Raw genomic sequence first — 14783 nt, forward strand, 5'->3', positions numbered from 1 at the left:
GAAACGCAAATGGAACTCGACATAGTAGATCTTTCGCGGCTGCAGTTCGCGATGACCGCGCTCTACCACTTCCTGTTCGTGCCGCTGACGCTCGGCCTCGCCATCCTGCTCGCCATCATGGAAACGGTCTATGTGATGACCGGTCGTGTCATCTGGCGCCAGATGACGAAGTTCTGGGGCACGTTGTTCGGCATCAATTTCGCCATCGGCGTCGCCACCGGCATCGTCATGGAGTTCCAGTTCGGCATGAACTGGAGCTATTACAGCCACTATGTCGGCGATATCTTCGGAGCGCCCCTCGCCATCGAAGGGCTGATGGCCTTCTTCCTGGAAGCGACCTTCGTCGGTCTTTTCTTCTTCGGCTGGGACAGGCTGTCGAAGATCGGCCATCTCGCCGCGACATGGGCCGTCGCGCTCGGCTCCAATTTTTCCGCGCTCTGGATCCTGATCGCCAATGGCTGGATGCAGAATCCCGTCGGGTCCGCCTTCAATCCGCAGACCATGCGCATGGAGGTGACGGATTTCTTCGCGGTGCTGTTCAATCCTGTCGCCCAGGCCAAATTCGTGCACACCGTTTCGGCCGGCTACGTCACCGCCTCTGTCTTCGTGCTCGGCGTCTCGGCCTGGTATCTTCTGAAGCGCAGGCATGTCGAACTTACCAAGCGCTCGATGACGGTCGCGGCCTCCTTTGGCCTTGCCGCTTCGCTGTCGGTCGTCGTGCTCGGCGACGAAAGCGGTTACCTGTCGACCGAGCACCAGAAGATGAAGCTCGCGGCGATCGAGGCGATGTGGAAGACGGAACCGGCTCCGGCTGCGTTCACCGCTTTCGGGTTTCCCGACCAGCAGGCTCGTACGACACACTATGCCGTCCATATCCCGTGGGTGATGGGGCTGATCGGCACCCGCTCGCTCACCACCGAAATCCCCGGAATAGAGGATCTCGTCACCAAAGCCGAGATGCGCATCCGCGCGGGCATCACTGCCTACGACGCCCTGCAAAAGATCCGCGCGTCGCAGGACATCAACGCCATTCCCGCCGAAACCCGCGCGGCATTCGAAAACAACGGCGCCGATCTCGGCTACGCGCTGCTGCTGAAGCGTTATGTCGACGATCCGCGCCAGGCGAGCGAGGCGCAGATCGCGCAAGCGGCCTGGGACACGGTGCCCAACGTGCCGACGCTGTTCTGGACCTTCCGTGTCATGGTGGGCCTCGGCGTCTTCTTCATCCTGTTGATGGTGGTCTTCTTCTATTTTGCCTCGCGCCACCGGCTCGAGCGCTATCCGTGGATGCTGCGGGTCGCCGTGCTAGCCATTCCGCTGCCGTGGGTTGCGGCCGAATTCGGCTGGATTGTCGCGGAGTTCGGCCGCCAGCCCTGGATCATCGAGGGTGTGCTGCCGACCGCCGCGGCGGTATCGAACCTCGGCGCGACGACCGTGCTCATCACCATCATCGGTTTCGCGACGCTCTATACCGTGCTGTTCGTCATCGAAATGTCGCTGATGGTGCGCGCGATCAGAAAGGGCCCGGATCCCGATCCCGAACCTGAGGCGGAGCTTGCGCCTCCCGTCCTCGTTGCCGCGGAGTAGATGACATGATCCTGCATGATTTGATCGACTACCAGACATTGCGCATCATCTGGTGGGTTCTGCTCGGCGTGTTGCTGATCGCTTTCGCCGTCATGGACGGATTCGACCTCGGTTCGGCGATCCTGCTTCCCTTCGTGGCGCGCAAGGACGTCGAGCGGCGTCTCGTCATCAACAGCGTTGGACCGATATGGGAAGGCAACCAGGTCTGGCTGATCGTCGGCGGCGGCGCGATCTTCGCCGCCTGGCCGCCGCTCTATGCCGTGTCCTTTTCCGGATTCTACCTGGCGATGTTCGCGATCCTGTTCGCGCTGATCCTGCGGCCGGTGGCCTTCAAATACCACTCCAAGCGCGACGGCGCCGGGTGGCGCTCCGCCTGGGACTGGGCGCTGTTCGTCGGCGGTCTCGTGCCGTCGCTCGTCATGGGAGTCGCGGTCGGCAATGTGCTTCAGGGGGTGCCGTTCCATTTCGGCAGCGACCTGCGCATCAGCTATGACGGAACGACGCTGTTCGAGTTGCTCAATCCTTTCGGCCTGCTGTGCGGCCTGCTGTCGGTGGCGATGTTCGTCATGCATGGCGCCAATTGGCTGGTGCTCAAGAACGACGGCCCGGTCGCGATGCGCGCCCGCAGCTTCGGAAGCGGCGCGGCGATCGCAACGATCATATTGTTCGCGATCGGCGGCTTTTGGCTGTGGAGCGGCATAGACGGCTATCGCATCACCACCCAGGTGATCACCGACGGTCCGTCCAATCCGCTCGGCAAGGCCGTGGAACAGGTTTCCGGCGCTTGGTTCGGCAATTATGCGGCCCATCCATGGATGATGGCCGCGCCGGCGCTCGGCTTCCTTGGCGCTGTCGGCAGCCTCGTCCTGCAGCGCACCCGGCATCAGGCCCTGACGATGCTCGCCAGCGCCGTTTCGATCATCGGCATCATCTCGAGCGTCGGACTGTCGATGTTCCCGTTCATCCTGCCGTCTTCACTCGATCCGAAATCGAGCCTGACGGTGTGGGACGCCTCCTCCAGCCATCTCACCCTGTTCATCATGCTGGTGGTGTCGGCGATCTTCGTGCCGCTGATCATGCTCTACACCGCATGGGTTTACCGGGTGCTATGGGGCAAGGTGGACGAAAGCGAGATCAGTCAGGGCAGCGGCCATGCCTATTGATCCCCGGCCCGTGAAATCCAAGGAGAATTGAGCGATGTGGTATTTTTCCTGGCTTCTTGGGCTGCCGCTGGCCGCGACTTTCGCCGTGCTCAACGCCATGTGGTACGAACTCGTCGAGGATGCCGCAGCGAAACACGTCGAAGAGACGCGGACAGCCGATCCCCGGGCAGCCAAGTCCAGACAATAGCGGCGCCGGTTTTGTCGAGGCCGATCCGTAACCGCGGGAAATGGCGCGCGCCGGACCTTCGCGGCCCGGAAGGCCTGCTGCTCGTGCAGAAGAGCGGCGCGCCTGCCTGCCCGCTTTTCCCCGAGACACTGCGCGAACGTTTCGAGGCGTGGATGGCCTTCGCGTGACCCGCGAGGCGAAGGTGGAAGGCGTTCACACCATTAGTGTGGTACACTGACAGCTGGCGCTGCCAGCGCCGAGTGCGTGGAGCGGTTGTGCAGCCGCGCACTGTGCGTAGGGCGGGTACCAGCATCGTCTTGTTCAGGGAGCGGTGTCATGAGTGTCCAAAGGACGTCCCTCGGCGAGAACCCGGCTTCCCTTCCCGCGATCAGGTTGTATGAGATTCCGTTCGTCGCGCGCTATCTCGCGACCCTGATGATGGTGGCGTTCGCCGCGGTCGTGGCTGTCGGCATCGACAGCAAGATAGCGATCCCGAACCTGTCCCTGGTTTTCGTGGTTCCTGTCGTTGTCGCGGCGGTCGTCTTCGGCCTCTGGCCTTCGCTTTTCGCAGCCATATTGGGCGCGCTTGCCTACAATTTCTTCCTCACCGAACCACGCTACACGCTGCGCGTCGATGACCCCGCGAACATATGGGCGATCGCGCTGCTCTTCGTCGTCGGCTGCATCGCAAGTGCCGTCGGCTCGACCGCGAGGCGCAGGACGGACGATGCCGAACGGCTGAAACGCCAGGTTGGCGCGCTGCAGCTCTTCGGCCGCGACATGGTCGCGGACCAAGCCGTCGAAGCGGCTATTCTCAACGCCGCCAACACGCTCCATGCGCTCTTCAGGGTGCCTGTGGTGGTGATGGCCATGGCGGATGCGAAGGTCGACGTCGTCGAGAAGCGGGGGAATATGGATCTTGCCGACCTCGAGATCGAGGCGGCGCGCTCGGCGCTTGCATCAGGCAAGTTCGTCCCGGCGCGTCTGTATCCGTTCGACAGCTCCCGTTTCGATTTCTGGCCCGTGCCCGGACCCGCAGGACGACGCGTCGTCATAGGGGTGGCGTTCGATCCGGATGATCGACCGCTTCTGGCCGGCAACCTGGTCGAAATCGTCGCGAATTCGCTGGCCCTTGCGCTCGCCCGCCGCTGAAAGCGAGTTGAAAGCTTGGCGCGTTATGGTTCGGGAGGCGGCAGGGAGGCCGCGACGCCGAGCCAAGCGGGCCGGCGAGGAGGAGTTGCGGCGACAGCGTCGGCCGCCAGACTGGAGGAAAACCCCGTGACCGGTTTCATCTCGAAATGCGCGCTGCGCGCAGCCGCCGTCGCGCTCGCCATGAGCGCCGTGAGCACCGCCTTCGCGGCCGACAAGATCACCATCATCGTCGGTGGCATGGAAAAGCAGATCTACCTTCCCGCCATGCTCGCCCAGCAGCTCGGCTACTTCAAGGACGAGGGACTGGACGTCGAATTGCTGAATTCGCGCGCCGGCGTCGAGGCAGAGAACGAGCTTCTGGCCGGAGCGGTGCAAGGCGTTGTCGGCTTCTACGACCACACCATAGACCTGCAGGCGAAAGGCAAGTTCATCCAGTCGATCGTGCAGTTCAGCCAGGCTCCCGGCGAGGTCGAGCTTGTCTCTTCCAAGCACCCCGACATCAAGTCGCCGGCCGATTTCAAGGGCAAGACGCTGGGCGTCACCGGGCTCGGTTCCTCCACCGACTTCCTCACCCAGTATCTCGCCGTGCGCAACGGCCTGAAGCAGGGCGACTACACATTGCTACCGGTGGGTGCCGGCAACACCTTCATCGCCGCCATCAAGCAGGACCAGATCCAGGCCGGCATGACGACGGAGCCGACGATCGCGCGCATGCTCAAGACCGGTGAGGCCAAGGTGCTGGTCGACATGCGCACACCCGAGAAGACCGACGCCGCGCTCGGCGGCCCCTATCCGGCCGCGTCGTTCTACGTGCAGACAAGCTGGCTCGAAGACCACAAGGAAGACGCCCAGAAACTGGCCAACGCCTTCGTCAAAACGATGAAGTTCATCGCAACCCACTCGGCCGAAGAGATCGCCGAGAAGATGCCGAAGGACTACTATGCCGGCGACAAGGCGCTTTACGTGCAGGGTCTTGCCGACGGCAAGGCGCAGTTCACGCCGGACGGCCGCATGCCCGCCAACGGGCCCGAAACCGTGCTGAAGGTGCTGTCCACCTTCAAGAAGAACCTGCAGGACAAGCAGATCGACCTGTCCAAGACCTACACCACGGAATTCGTCGACGCCGCCGCCAAACAGGCCAGCGCCAACTGACGCAGTTCCTTCCCCTCGGCCGGGTTGACGGCCGGGCCGTGGGGACGCTCCCTGCGGAAGGCCGCACCGCGTCCCGCCGGTGAGAGCCAGATCAGTTCCGGCTTGAACAGGTTTGCCGGAGCCGCTCTGTCCGTTTGTTTTACGCATTTCCGAGCGCAAAACCTCCGCACATGCGGAAGTGCTCGATGACAGGAGTATGCCATGCCCATGCTGGCCCAGAACGATGCCGCCGGGAATGCCAAGGACCACGTTCTCGCTGCGGAGAAAGTGTCTCCGACCGCTTCCGTGGCGGACGCCGCGATCGCCATCGAGGATGTGACGCTGCGCTTCACCACGCCCGACGGTCATATGATGACGGCGATCCGCGACTTCACCATGACGGTGGCGCGGGGCGAGTTCGCCTGCGTGGTCGGCCCGACCGGCTGCGGCAAGTCCACCACGCTGAATCTCGTCACCGGCCTACTGCGGCCCACCACCGGCACCGTGGAGGTGATGGGCAAGCCGGTCGACGGCATCAGCCGCGACATCGGCTTCGTCTTCCAGGCTGATGCGCTGTTCCCCTGGCGCAGCGTCATCGACAACGTCGCCGCCGGCCCGCTCTATCGCGGCACGCCAAAGGCCGAGGCCTATGAGCGGGCGCGCGACTGGATCGCCCGCGTCGGCCTGGCCCGCTTCGAAAAGCACTATCCGCACCAGCTTTCCGGCGGCATGCGCAAGCGCGTGGCGCTGGCGCAGACTTTCATCAACCAGCCCAAGATCCTGCTGATGGACGAACCGTTCAGCGCGCTCGACGTGCAGACCCGCACCAACATGCAGGACGAATTGCTGACCTTGTGGTCGGAACTGAAATCTTCCGTAGTGTTCGTCACCCACGATCTGGAGGAGGCCATCGCGCTGGCCGACAAGGTCTATGTGCTCACGGCCGGGCCGGCGACGGTCAAGAGCGTCTACCGCATCGACCTGCCGCGCCCGCGCGTCATGGCCGATATCCGCTACGATTCCCGCTTCGTCGAGATCGCCCGCGTCATCTGGGACGATTTGCGCGAGGAGGTGCAGCTCGGCCAGAGCCGAACCATGCAGACCGGCCATTGACAGGAGGACCCGCCATGACCGCAGCCCTCTCCGCCCCGCAGTCCGCCGCATCGATCGCGCCCAACGAAGCCATCGCCTCGGCTGAAAAGCGCGCCCGCGATCGCATCCGCCGCCGCCATGCGCTGGTCATCGGCCTGCGCCTGGCCATACTGGTCGTGTTCCTCGGCCTATGGGAACTGGGTGCCGAAACCGGCGTCATCGACCCGTTCTTCTTCTCCAGCCCGTCCGGCATCTGGGAACAGATCGTCAGCTGGGTCACCGAAGGCACCTCGCAGGGACCGCTCTGGCAGCAGATCTACGTGACGCTGGAGGAAACCTTCCTCGGCTTCGCCATCGGCGCGGTGGGCGGCGTCATCGCCGGCATCGTCCTCGGCCGCAACAGGCTGCTGGCCGATGTCTTCTCCATCTACATCAAGATCGCCAACTCCGTGCCGCGCGTGGTCCTGGGGTCGGTCTTCATCATCGCGCTCGGCCTCGGCATGGCGTCGAAGGTGGCACTGGCGGTGGTGATGGTGTTCTTCGTCGTGTTCGCCAACGCCTTCCAGGGCGTGCGCGAGGCCGACCGCGCCATGATCGCCAACGCGCAGATCCTCGGCGCCTCGCCGGTGCAGATCACGCGCACCGTCATCATCCCCTCGGCCATGAGCTGGATTCTCGCCAGCCTGCACGTCTCCTTCGGTTTCGCGCTGGTCGGTGCCGTGGTCGGCGAGTTCCTGGGCGCGAAGCAGGGCATGGGCCTGCTGATCTCCACCGCCCAGGGCGCCTTCAACGCCAACGGCGTGTTCGCGGCCATGATCATTCTCGCGATCATGGCGCTCGTGGTCGAGTTCGTCATCACCCAGGTCGAGAACCGGCTGGTGAAATGGCGCCCCGCGCCGTTCAACGAACAGGGGACCTGATTATTTCTCGCGGCTGCCGCGCGCCAGCGGCAGATGCACCTCCACCACGAGACCGCCGGCCGCGCCGTCCGCAAGGGCGACGCGGCCGCCTGCGTTCTCGGCGACCTCGCGCACGATGGCCAGTCCGAGCCCGCTGCCTTCCTCCGGCGAGCCGGCGATGCGATAGAAGCGCTCGAACACATGCTCGCGCTCGGCCGGCGCGATGCCTGGCCCGGTGTCGGCCACGGTCAGCACCGCTTCGCGCCCCTGCGCCCTCGCGGCCACGGTGACGCTGCCGCCTTCGGGCGTGTAGCGAAGGGCGTTGTCCACCAGGTTGACGATCATCTCGCGCAGCATGGTGCCGTCGCCCGTCACCGGCACGGAGCCGCCTTCGTCTTCCAGCCCGAGATCGACATGCCGGCCCACCGCCATCGGCGCCAGCGTCTCCAGCACCTGGCGCGCGGCCTCGGCGAGGTCGATGCGGTCGGCGCGCGGTCGCCGGCTACCCGGCTCGGCGCGTGACAGCGTCAGCAATTGCTCGGCGAGCCGCGCCAGGCTCAATGCACTCTGCTGCAACGCCGCCAGCGCCTCGTCGCGTTCGGCCTTGCCGCTCTCGCGTCGTGCATAGGCGGCCTGCGTCGAAAGCAGCGCCAGCGGCGTGCGCAACTGGTGCGCGGCGTTGGAAATAAAGCGCCGCTGCGCCGCCATCTGCGCGCGCACGCGGTCCATATAGGCGTTGAGCGCCTCGATCAGCGGGCGTATCTCGCTTTGCGCGCCCGGCACCGAGATCGGCTCCAGATCGGTCCTGTCGCGATGGCGCACGGCGTCCCGCAGCGCCAGCAGCGGCACCAGACCGCGGCTCAACCCCACCAGCACGAACAGGGCCGCGATAGCGACGAGCGCGACTTGCTGGCCGAAGGCCGACAGCCACAGCCGCCGCACCATGGCTGCGTGGCCGACCAGCGTAACCCCCACCGTCACGGTGATGGGCGAATCCGCACCGGCGCCGACGACGGGATGGGTGAAGGAGAGCAGCCGCAATTGCGCGCCCCGATATTGCGCCGACGCACCCTCGGGCGCGCCGGAAGGCGGCACCGGCAGATCGGGGTAACCGGTCAGCAGGCGGCCCTGCGCCGTGGCGACATGGTAATAGACGCTGTCGCGGTCGCCGGTGTCGAACAGCTCGATGGCCGCAGGCGGCACTGTCGCGTCGAGCACGCCGCCGATCACCGACACCTGCTCGGCGATGGCACGCGCCGACCCGAGCAGCATGCGGTCGGTGACGAGGTCCGCGGTGGCTACCGCGTTGCCGTGGCTGGTCCATAGGTTCACCGTGGCCAGTCCCGCCAGAGGCAGCACCACCCAGGCCAGCAGGTGCAGCCGCAAACTGCCGGGCCGGGTCCGGCCCTTCAGCCTAATCCTCATGGCGCAGAAGATAGCCCAGGCCGCGCAGCGTGACGATGGAAACGCGCGAGCCCTCCAGCTTCTTGCGCACGCGGTGCACGTAGATTTCTATGGCGCTGGGATCGGCCTCGGTGTCGAAATCGTAGACGGCGGCTGAAAGTGCTGCCTTGCTCACGGTGCGGCCGGTTTTCAGAACGAGTTGTTCGAGAACCGCATGTTCGCGGGGCGTCAGCGCCAATGGTTCGCCGGCCAGCGTGAACAGCCGCGTGTTGGTGTCGAAAACCAGGCTGCCAAGCGTAATCACCGGGGCGGAGCGGTCGCTGGCACGGCGCAGTTGCGCGCGGATTCGCGCTTCGAGTTCCTCGATCTGAAAGGGCTTGGCCAGATAGTCGTCCGCCCCTTCGTTCAAGCCTTTGACACGGCCGTCTAGGCTGGCATTGGCTGTCAGCACGATGACGGGTACGCGGCTGCCGGCGGCGCGCAGGTCGCGAAGCACTTCCAGTCCGCCGCGCCGGGGTAGCGACAGGTCGAGGATGACCAGCGCGTATTCGCCGACCGCCAACAGATGATCGGCTTCTTCCCCGTCATGTGCGATGTCCACGGCATAGTTGGCCTGGCGCAGCGTCTTGCCGAGCCAGGCGGCGAGCTCACGATTGTCCTCCACCAAAAGCAGCCGCATGGGCGCGTCCTCGTATACGGCCGAACCCATGCTGAATGCACGATTTTGCTGCTTTCGCCAAGCTCGGGCCGGAGCAAGCAAGCCGGGCCGCGGCGGTGTCTTGCATCATGCGGGTTGCGCCGCTGCCGGCATGAGCCGCGGTATCGGAAATATCCGGTCGTAGGCCGCGTTGTAGACGAACGTGTAGACCAGGTAGAAACCCACGAAGCTCATATCCATGAGGAAGGTGTGCCACAGCGTCATGCCGAGATACCAGGAGATCGGCGGCAGCAGGATTGCGAGCAGGCTGGCCTCGAACAGCACGGTATGAACGATGCGGACCTGGATGGACTTGGCCGTATGCCCGGTTACGCGCTGCATCACGTGGTCGAAGCCGAGATTGTAGAAGAAGTTCCACACGGTCGCGATCGTGGCGGCACCCACGCCGACCACACCCATGTCGAAAGCCGGCCGGTCGAAAAGATAGGCCGAGCCCGGAATGACGATCGCAAGCCCGACGAGCTCGAACAGCACAGCGTGGCGGACGCGGTCGCGGAAAGTGCGCATAGCCATGATGCGTACTCCTTATTGTTGTTTTCATTGACTTGAGGGCGAGTTCTATCTCAATTTACAGGCATTGAAAGTCAGTTGCTATCTGGTTTGGAGATAGATGGGCGTTTCGCTGGAACAGCTTGAAGCCTTCGTGGCGGCGGCCGAACGCGGTTCGTTTTCCGCAGCGGGCCGTGCCCTGCGCAAGGCCCAGTCGGCCGTCAGCACGCAGGTCTCGAATCTCGAGGACGATCTGGGCGTCATGCTGTTCAGCCGCGCCGGGCGCAATCCGGTTCTGACCGCGGCCGGAGAGCGGCTCTTGCCCGAAGCCAAAGTGATATTGGACCGCCGCGAACATTTGATCGGCGTGGCCTCCAGCTTCGAGGCCCATGTCGAGAAGCATCTGGTCGTCGCGATCGACGAACTCTATCCGGAACGCGCCCTCGCGGCGCTGTTCGCCGAGTTCGCGCAGAAGTTTCCCTATGTCGAGCTGGAGCTTCTGTTTCCAATGATGGAGGACGTCAGCCGGCTCGTGCTGGATGGCAAGGCGGATGTCGGGATAATGTGGCGGCAGGAGATATTGCCGACCGAACTGGCCTTCCACACGATCGGATGGGTGCCTCTCAAGCTGGTGGTCGGCAAGGATCATCCGCTGGCAGCCACGACGGTCGACTGGGAGGAACTGAAGCGGCACCGCCAGCTCATGGTCGCTGTTCGCAGCGAGGGGCCGGAAAAGCAGCGCCTGCGCACTGCGGCCGAGGTCTGGTGGGTCGAGAGCCACTGGATCATCCTGCAGATGGTCAAGCGCGGCATAGGATGGGCGCTGGTGCCGGATCACATCATCAGGAACTCACCGGTAGCGGGCGACCTTGTGACGCCCGCCCTGCAGTTCGACAATGCGGATTGGCCGGTCGCCCTCGAAATGGTCTGGCACAAGCAACGGCCGAGCGGTCCGGGCGCGCTGTGGCTGCGGGAACGCTTTGCATCGACGCGCATCGACAGCGCACCGGCGCAACGCTGACGGTCCTGTCTCGTCCTGGCCTGTCCTTGCCTGCCTGCCTGCGGGAAAGCTGGCTTCACGATGCGCCGGCATCCAGAACGCAACGGCGGGTCAGTTCGCGGATGAACAGGCGCTGGATGGCGGAAATCCTCTGGTCCAGCTTGGACACGATCACCAGCGGCGAGGCATAGCGCTCGGCCGGCGAGTTCAGACGCCGCATCTGACCGCTGTCTTCCCATTGCCGCGCGAAATGCTCGGGCAGATAGCCTATCACCCTGCCGCTCAGGATCAGGATCGCCTGCGCCTCCATGGTGGAGGATTGGATACGCACGCGCGCCTCCGGATAAAAATTGATCTCGGACTTGTTGGCATAGGACCGCACGATGAAATCGTGACGCGAAATCGTCTCGGGCGTCAGCGCCGCCTTGCTGGCCTGGAACAGCGGGTGTCGGTGACTGCAATAGAGCGAGTGCATTTCGTGGTAGAAAAGCTTTTCGCGGAAATCCGGCCCGATGCGCATGGGCGGCGTCAATGCGATATCGATGCCGTCCCGCGACAACTCGTCCACCAGCGCCTGCGGATGCGCGACCAGCAGTTCGATCTCGGCATCCTTCACCTGCTTCAGGCAGGCTTCCATGACCGCGTCGATGGGCAACTTGGGATCGCTGACGGTATTGGCTACCACGCCGACACGCAGCGTTCCGACGATTTCCTTCCGCAGTTCGCCGAGCCGGCTCTCGAAGCTCGATACGGCGGCGACGAGGCTCTTCGAGGCTTCGAACACTTCGCGGCCCTTTTCAGTGAGCTGAAAACCGCGCCGGCCGCGCCGGCACAATTCGAAGCCGACCCGCTCCTCCAGCGCCTTCAGATGGAAGGACAACGTCGATTGGCTCATGCCGAGAGCGAGCTGCGCGCCGGTGAAGCCCCCATTCTCGATGACCGAGCGGAACACGGCGAGCCCGCGCAGGTCCGACGGCGAGAACCGCATGCCCATTCTCCCAAGGTAGCCTTTGATACATCGATCTTATCGAAAGGTTATTAGAAAGAAAGGGGTTTATCCATACATCGTTCCAATTCCTAATGAGCCGGAGGCCTATTATTCAACGCGCCAAGGGAGAAGAAACTTGACCAGCCAGTTTACGCTCGACACCAGCCGCCAGCGCCTCTCGCCTCCTGGCCATTGGGACTGGCACATTCCCACGCCGTTCTCGCAAGGCTGGCGGATCGGTCCGATGGTGTTCGTGGGCGGCCAGCTTTCGGCCGACGAGCACGGCAATGTCGTGGGCAAGGACGACATCGAACTGCAGACGCAGAACGTATTCGAGAACATCACGCGCGTGCTGGCCAGCGCCGGCGCCACCTGGAAGGATGTCGTCAAGCTCAACACCTACTACGTCTTCGACGGCCGGGGCGACCAGATCCAGGAATTCTGGGAGAAGATGACTCGCGTGCGGTTGCGCTATATCGCCGATCCGGGGCCGGCGGCGACGGCGGTGCGGGTTGCCGGTCTGATGTACGAAGGCTTCCTGATCGAGGCCGAGGTCGTTGCCGTCGTTGGCGGGCAGGCCGCTGCCGCCGCGTTCATGAGCCAGGGATAGTGCAATCATCTCCCTGCGGATCGCGAGCAGTGACCATGAGCACCGACGCCCTTAAACTGACGCGGCAACTGCTTGCGATCGAGACCACCAATCCGCCGGGCAGGGAGGATGCCGCGATCGACCTGCTGGAAGCGATCCTGCGGCATGCGGGCTTCTCGCTGGAACGCCATCGCTTCGACGATGGCCGGTCCAATCTGGTGGCCCGCATTTCCGGGCGCCAGCCTGGTCCGGCGCTTGCCTTTACCGGCCATCTCGACACGGTGCCGCTGGGCGACACCGCCTGGACGCGCAACCCGCTGGGCGAGCTTGGCCAGGACGGCAGGATCTACGGCCGCGGCAGCAGCGACATGAAGGGCGGCGTCGCGGCTTTCGTCACCGCGGCCGTCCAGGCGGCGCGCGAGGGCGACATCGCGACCGATCTCGTCCTCGTGTTGACGGCGGGCGAGGAGCGTGGCTGCGAGGGCGTCGCGGCCATGCGCCGCGATGGCGTGCGGCTGCCCGAGATCGGCGCCTGGGTGGTAGCAGAACCGACTGCCAACCGCCTCAGCCTTGGCCACAAGGGCGCGCTGTTCCTGAAGCTCGAATTCGCAGGCCGCACCGCGCACTCCGCGATGCCGCAACTTGGCGACAATGCCGTCTATCGCGCGGCTCACGCCGTTCTGGACATTCGCGATCTCGATCTGCCGCATGAAGAGCACAAGGTGCTCGGCCGTGCGAACCGCAATGTCGGCCTGATCCAGGGTGGCCACGCGGTCAATGCGGTTCCCGACCGGGCGGAGTTGACGATGGACATACGCTCCGTGCCCGGCATGCGCCACGATGCGCTCATCGATGCCATCCGCGCGATTACCGGCGACCGGACAACAATATCCGTCCTCTACGATCTTCCGCCGGTGTGGACGGACGAGGCCGACACTTTCGTGGCGCGCTGCCGCGCCGCGCTGTGGGTGCACGGCCAGGATGACCTCGCGCCCATTGGCATGCCGTTCTTTACCGACGCTGCCATACTGGCCGAAATGGCGCCGGCCCCCGTCGTCATCATGGGACCGGGCGAGCCGGCGCAGGCGCACCGCACCGACGAATGGTGCTCCGTCGCCGAGATCGAGCGCTCGGCGGCCATTTATCGCACATTGATCTCGAGTTGATCCGTCACGGGCACCGTAAAGCGCGCTGCAGCGGTTCGGCTGCGTGCCATTTCCTGCATTGAGAGCGCTGACGAAGAACCCATGCACCGCATGCGTCGGCTGGTTCGCATCCGTTATTTTACTTCGAGATAATCGAAATAATCATCGATAAGATCGCGTTGATTAATATGAACGGCCTCGTAAACTGGTCAGACAGTCCGACGAGGCCGACGATCTGGGAGGATGCGCAGCCGGCCATGGACTGAAGGAATCCAGCCTGTTCGGTCACTGAGATCCGGCGAATTCGCGCCGGACCGAGACCTTTTGAGTCCGCAGGAAAACCATTCAACCGGGAGGGAACATTGAAATCCGCCATCCGCATGTGTGCCTCGGCACTTTTGACCGCGACCTTGTCGCTCGGAGCCATCGGCTTCGCCTGTGCGGCCGATCTGCTTGAGCAGGTCAAGCAAAAGGGCGAGATCGTGATCGGGACCGAGGCGCGCTATCCGCCCTTCGAGTTCGTCGAGAATGGTAAGATCGTCGGCTACAACATCGACCTGTTCGATGCCGTCATGAAGGGCCTGCCCGACGTGAAGGTGGAGCGGCTGGACCTTCCGTTCCAGGGACTGCTGCCCGGCCTTCAGGCGCTCAAGTTCGACGCCATCGTCACCTCCGTCGCTGTCAACAAGAAGCGTTATGAAACCTACCGGTTGTCGCTTCCCGTCGCCGATGCGACGCTGACCTTCGTCAAGCGCAAGGGCGACGACACGCTGCAGAAAGCGGAAGACCTGAGCGGCAGGACCATCGGTTCGCAGGCCGGGTCGGCGCAGCTGAAAGGTGCGCAGGACCTGTCGTCGGAACTGGAGGCGAAAGGGAAGGCTCCCATCAAGAGCATCCAGACCTATCTGGACTACAACGAAGCCTATGCCGACCTCGCGGCAGGCCGCATCGATGCGGTGGTGAACGCGCTGCCGAACCTGCTCTACCTGCAATCCCAGCGCGGAGACGTCTTTGAAACCGTGACCACCACCTTCGGGCCTGCCTCCTATTTCAGCTGGGCGTTCCGCAAGGACGAGGACAGCAAGCCTCTGGCGGACTTCATCGACAGCCGCATCCGGAGCCTCGCCGAAGACGGCACCGTCAAGAAGCTTCAGGAGAAGTGGTTCGGTTCCACCATCGCCTTGCCGACCGACGTACTGCCCGAGCCGCAGAGCTGAAACACCGCCTGGATCGGGGAGGGCGAAGCCTCTCCCCGGCCTC

Annotated in this window: 16 protein-coding genes; 12 read left to right on the forward strand and 4 right to left on the reverse strand. The window is 64.1% G+C overall.

Annotation, left to right across the window (positions count from 1 at the left end):
- Nucleotides 1-9 precede the first annotated feature (9 nt).
- The 8 genes from QU595_RS25175 to QU595_RS25210 all read left to right on the forward strand — a co-directional run bounded on the left by QU595_RS25175 (nucleotide 10) and on the right by QU595_RS25210 (nucleotide 7211).
- A complete protein-coding gene (locus tag QU595_RS25175; RefSeq protein WP_315927117.1) occupies nucleotides 10-1587 on the forward strand; it encodes a cytochrome ubiquinol oxidase subunit I in 1578 nt (525 codons plus the stop codon).
- A 5-nt stretch (nucleotides 1588-1592) separates the two neighbouring features.
- The gene (gene cydB / locus QU595_RS25180) at nucleotides 1593-2750 is read left to right on the forward strand and encodes a cytochrome d ubiquinol oxidase subunit II (protein ID WP_315927119.1); all 1158 of its coding nucleotides are present in this window, start codon (nucleotides 1593-1595) and stop codon (nucleotides 2748-2750) included.
- A gap of 34 nt (nucleotides 2751-2784) precedes the next feature.
- On the forward strand, nucleotides 2785-2937 hold the full coding sequence (cydX, locus tag QU595_RS25185) for a cytochrome bd-I oxidase subunit CydX (RefSeq protein ID WP_315927121.1): 153 nt from the start codon (nucleotides 2785-2787) through the stop codon (nucleotides 2935-2937).
- A gap of 11 nt (nucleotides 2938-2948) precedes the next feature.
- Entirely contained in the window at nucleotides 2949-3104 is a 156-nt protein-coding gene (locus QU595_RS25190) for a hypothetical protein (RefSeq protein WP_315927123.1), read from the forward strand.
- A gap of 148 nt (nucleotides 3105-3252) precedes the next feature.
- Nucleotides 3253-4068, forward strand: coding sequence for a DUF4118 domain-containing protein (locus QU595_RS25195; protein ID WP_315927125.1), 816 nt, complete (start codon nucleotides 3253-3255; stop codon nucleotides 4066-4068).
- A gap of 180 nt (nucleotides 4069-4248) precedes the next feature.
- Nucleotides 4249-5220: an ABC transporter substrate-binding protein gene (locus QU595_RS25200; RefSeq protein WP_315927311.1), complete on the forward strand. Its 972-nt coding sequence runs from the start codon at nucleotides 4249-4251 to the stop codon at nucleotides 5218-5220.
- A 201-nt stretch (nucleotides 5221-5421) separates the two neighbouring features.
- The gene (locus QU595_RS25205; protein ID WP_315927127.1) at nucleotides 5422-6312 is read left to right on the forward strand and encodes an ABC transporter ATP-binding protein; all 891 of its coding nucleotides are present in this window, start codon (nucleotides 5422-5424) and stop codon (nucleotides 6310-6312) included.
- A 14-nt stretch (nucleotides 6313-6326) separates the two neighbouring features.
- Nucleotides 6327-7211: an ABC transporter permease gene (locus QU595_RS25210; protein ID WP_315927129.1), complete on the forward strand. Its 885-nt coding sequence runs from the start codon at nucleotides 6327-6329 to the stop codon at nucleotides 7209-7211.
- Here the strand turns inward: QU595_RS25210 and QU595_RS25215 are convergent, their stop codons facing one another.
- From QU595_RS25215 to QU595_RS25225, 3 genes are all read right to left on the reverse strand, one after another.
- Nucleotides 7212-8615: a sensor histidine kinase gene (locus QU595_RS25215; protein WP_315927131.1), complete on the reverse strand. Its 1404-nt coding sequence runs from the start codon at nucleotides 8613-8615 to the stop codon at nucleotides 7212-7214.
- Complete coding sequence (locus tag QU595_RS25220) at nucleotides 8605-9273, reverse strand: response regulator (protein WP_315927132.1); 669 nt, start codon at nucleotides 9271-9273, stop codon at nucleotides 8605-8607. Before QU595_RS25220 ends, QU595_RS25215 begins: the two co-directional genes overlap by 11 nt.
- Nucleotides 9274-9378: 105 nt before the next feature.
- Nucleotides 9379-9825: a PACE efflux transporter gene (locus QU595_RS25225; RefSeq protein ID WP_315927134.1), complete on the reverse strand. Its 447-nt coding sequence runs from the start codon at nucleotides 9823-9825 to the stop codon at nucleotides 9379-9381.
- A gap of 97 nt (nucleotides 9826-9922) precedes the next feature.
- Between QU595_RS25225 and QU595_RS25230 the strand changes: the two genes are divergently transcribed.
- On the forward strand, nucleotides 9923-10822 hold the full coding sequence (locus tag QU595_RS25230) for a LysR family transcriptional regulator (protein WP_315927136.1): 900 nt from the start codon (nucleotides 9923-9925) through the stop codon (nucleotides 10820-10822).
- Nucleotides 10823-10877: 55 nt separating this feature from the next.
- Here the strand turns inward: QU595_RS25230 and QU595_RS25235 are convergent, their stop codons facing one another.
- The gene (locus QU595_RS25235) at nucleotides 10878-11789 is read right to left on the reverse strand and encodes a LysR family transcriptional regulator (RefSeq protein ID WP_315927137.1); all 912 of its coding nucleotides are present in this window, start codon (nucleotides 11787-11789) and stop codon (nucleotides 10878-10880) included.
- 136 nt (nucleotides 11790-11925) lie between these two features.
- Between QU595_RS25235 and QU595_RS25240 the strand changes: the two genes are divergently transcribed.
- From QU595_RS25240 to QU595_RS25250, 3 genes are all read left to right on the forward strand, one after another.
- Entirely contained in the window at nucleotides 11926-12399 is a 474-nt protein-coding gene (locus QU595_RS25240) for a RidA family protein (RefSeq protein ID WP_315927139.1), read from the forward strand.
- Nucleotides 12400-12434: 35 nt separating this feature from the next.
- Nucleotides 12435-13544 carry a M20 family metallopeptidase gene (locus tag QU595_RS25245; protein WP_315927141.1) on the forward strand — a complete coding sequence of 370 codons (1110 nt, stop codon included), beginning with the start codon at nucleotides 12435-12437 and terminating at the stop codon, nucleotides 13542-13544.
- Nucleotides 13545-13885: 341 nt separating this feature from the next.
- Nucleotides 13886-14740, forward strand: coding sequence for a transporter substrate-binding domain-containing protein (locus tag QU595_RS25250; protein WP_315927143.1), 855 nt, complete (start codon nucleotides 13886-13888; stop codon nucleotides 14738-14740).
- Nucleotides 14741-14783 lie beyond the last annotated feature (43 nt).

It is taken from the genome of Mesorhizobium sp. SP-1A, assembly GCF_032460275.1.
GTDB lineage: Bacteria > Pseudomonadota > Alphaproteobacteria > Rhizobiales > Rhizobiaceae > Mesorhizobium.

What these genes read in the sequence shown, in the direction of transcription:
- QU595_RS25175 (WP_315927117.1), top strand. Translation starts at nt 10, where the DNA reads ATGGAACTCGACATAGTAGATCTTTCGCGGCTGCAGTTCGCGATGACC.
- cydB (WP_315927119.1), top strand. Translation starts at nt 1,593, where the DNA reads ATGATCCTGCATGATTTGATCGACTACCAGACATTGCGCATCATCTGG.
- cydX (WP_315927121.1), top strand. Translation starts at nt 2,785, where the DNA reads ATGTGGTATTTTTCCTGGCTTCTTGGGCTGCCGCTGGCCGCGACTTTC.
- QU595_RS25195 (WP_315927125.1), top strand. Translation starts at nt 3,253, where the DNA reads ATGAGTGTCCAAAGGACGTCCCTCGGCGAGAACCCGGCTTCCCTTCCC.
- QU595_RS25200 (WP_315927311.1), top strand. Translation starts at nt 4,249, where the DNA reads ATGAGCGCCGTGAGCACCGCCTTCGCGGCCGACAAGATCACCATCATC.
- QU595_RS25205 (WP_315927127.1), top strand. Translation starts at nt 5,422, where the DNA reads ATGCCCATGCTGGCCCAGAACGATGCCGCCGGGAATGCCAAGGACCAC.
- QU595_RS25210 (WP_315927129.1), top strand. Translation starts at nt 6,327, where the DNA reads ATGACCGCAGCCCTCTCCGCCCCGCAGTCCGCCGCATCGATCGCGCCC.
- QU595_RS25215 (WP_315927131.1), bottom strand. Translation starts at nt 8,615, where the DNA reads ATGAGGATTAGGCTGAAGGGCCGGACCCGGCCCGGCAGTTTGCGGCTG.
- QU595_RS25220 (WP_315927132.1), bottom strand. Translation starts at nt 9,273, where the DNA reads ATGCGGCTGCTTTTGGTGGAGGACAATCGTGAGCTCGCCGCCTGGCTC.
- QU595_RS25225 (WP_315927134.1), bottom strand. Translation starts at nt 9,825, where the DNA reads ATGGCTATGCGCACTTTCCGCGACCGCGTCCGCCACGCTGTGCTGTTC.
- QU595_RS25230 (WP_315927136.1), top strand. Translation starts at nt 9,923, where the DNA reads ATGGGCGTTTCGCTGGAACAGCTTGAAGCCTTCGTGGCGGCGGCCGAA.
- QU595_RS25235 (WP_315927137.1), bottom strand. Translation starts at nt 11,789, where the DNA reads ATGCGGTTCTCGCCGTCGGACCTGCGCGGGCTCGCCGTGTTCCGCTCG.
- QU595_RS25245 (WP_315927141.1), top strand. Translation starts at nt 12,435, where the DNA reads ATGAGCACCGACGCCCTTAAACTGACGCGGCAACTGCTTGCGATCGAG.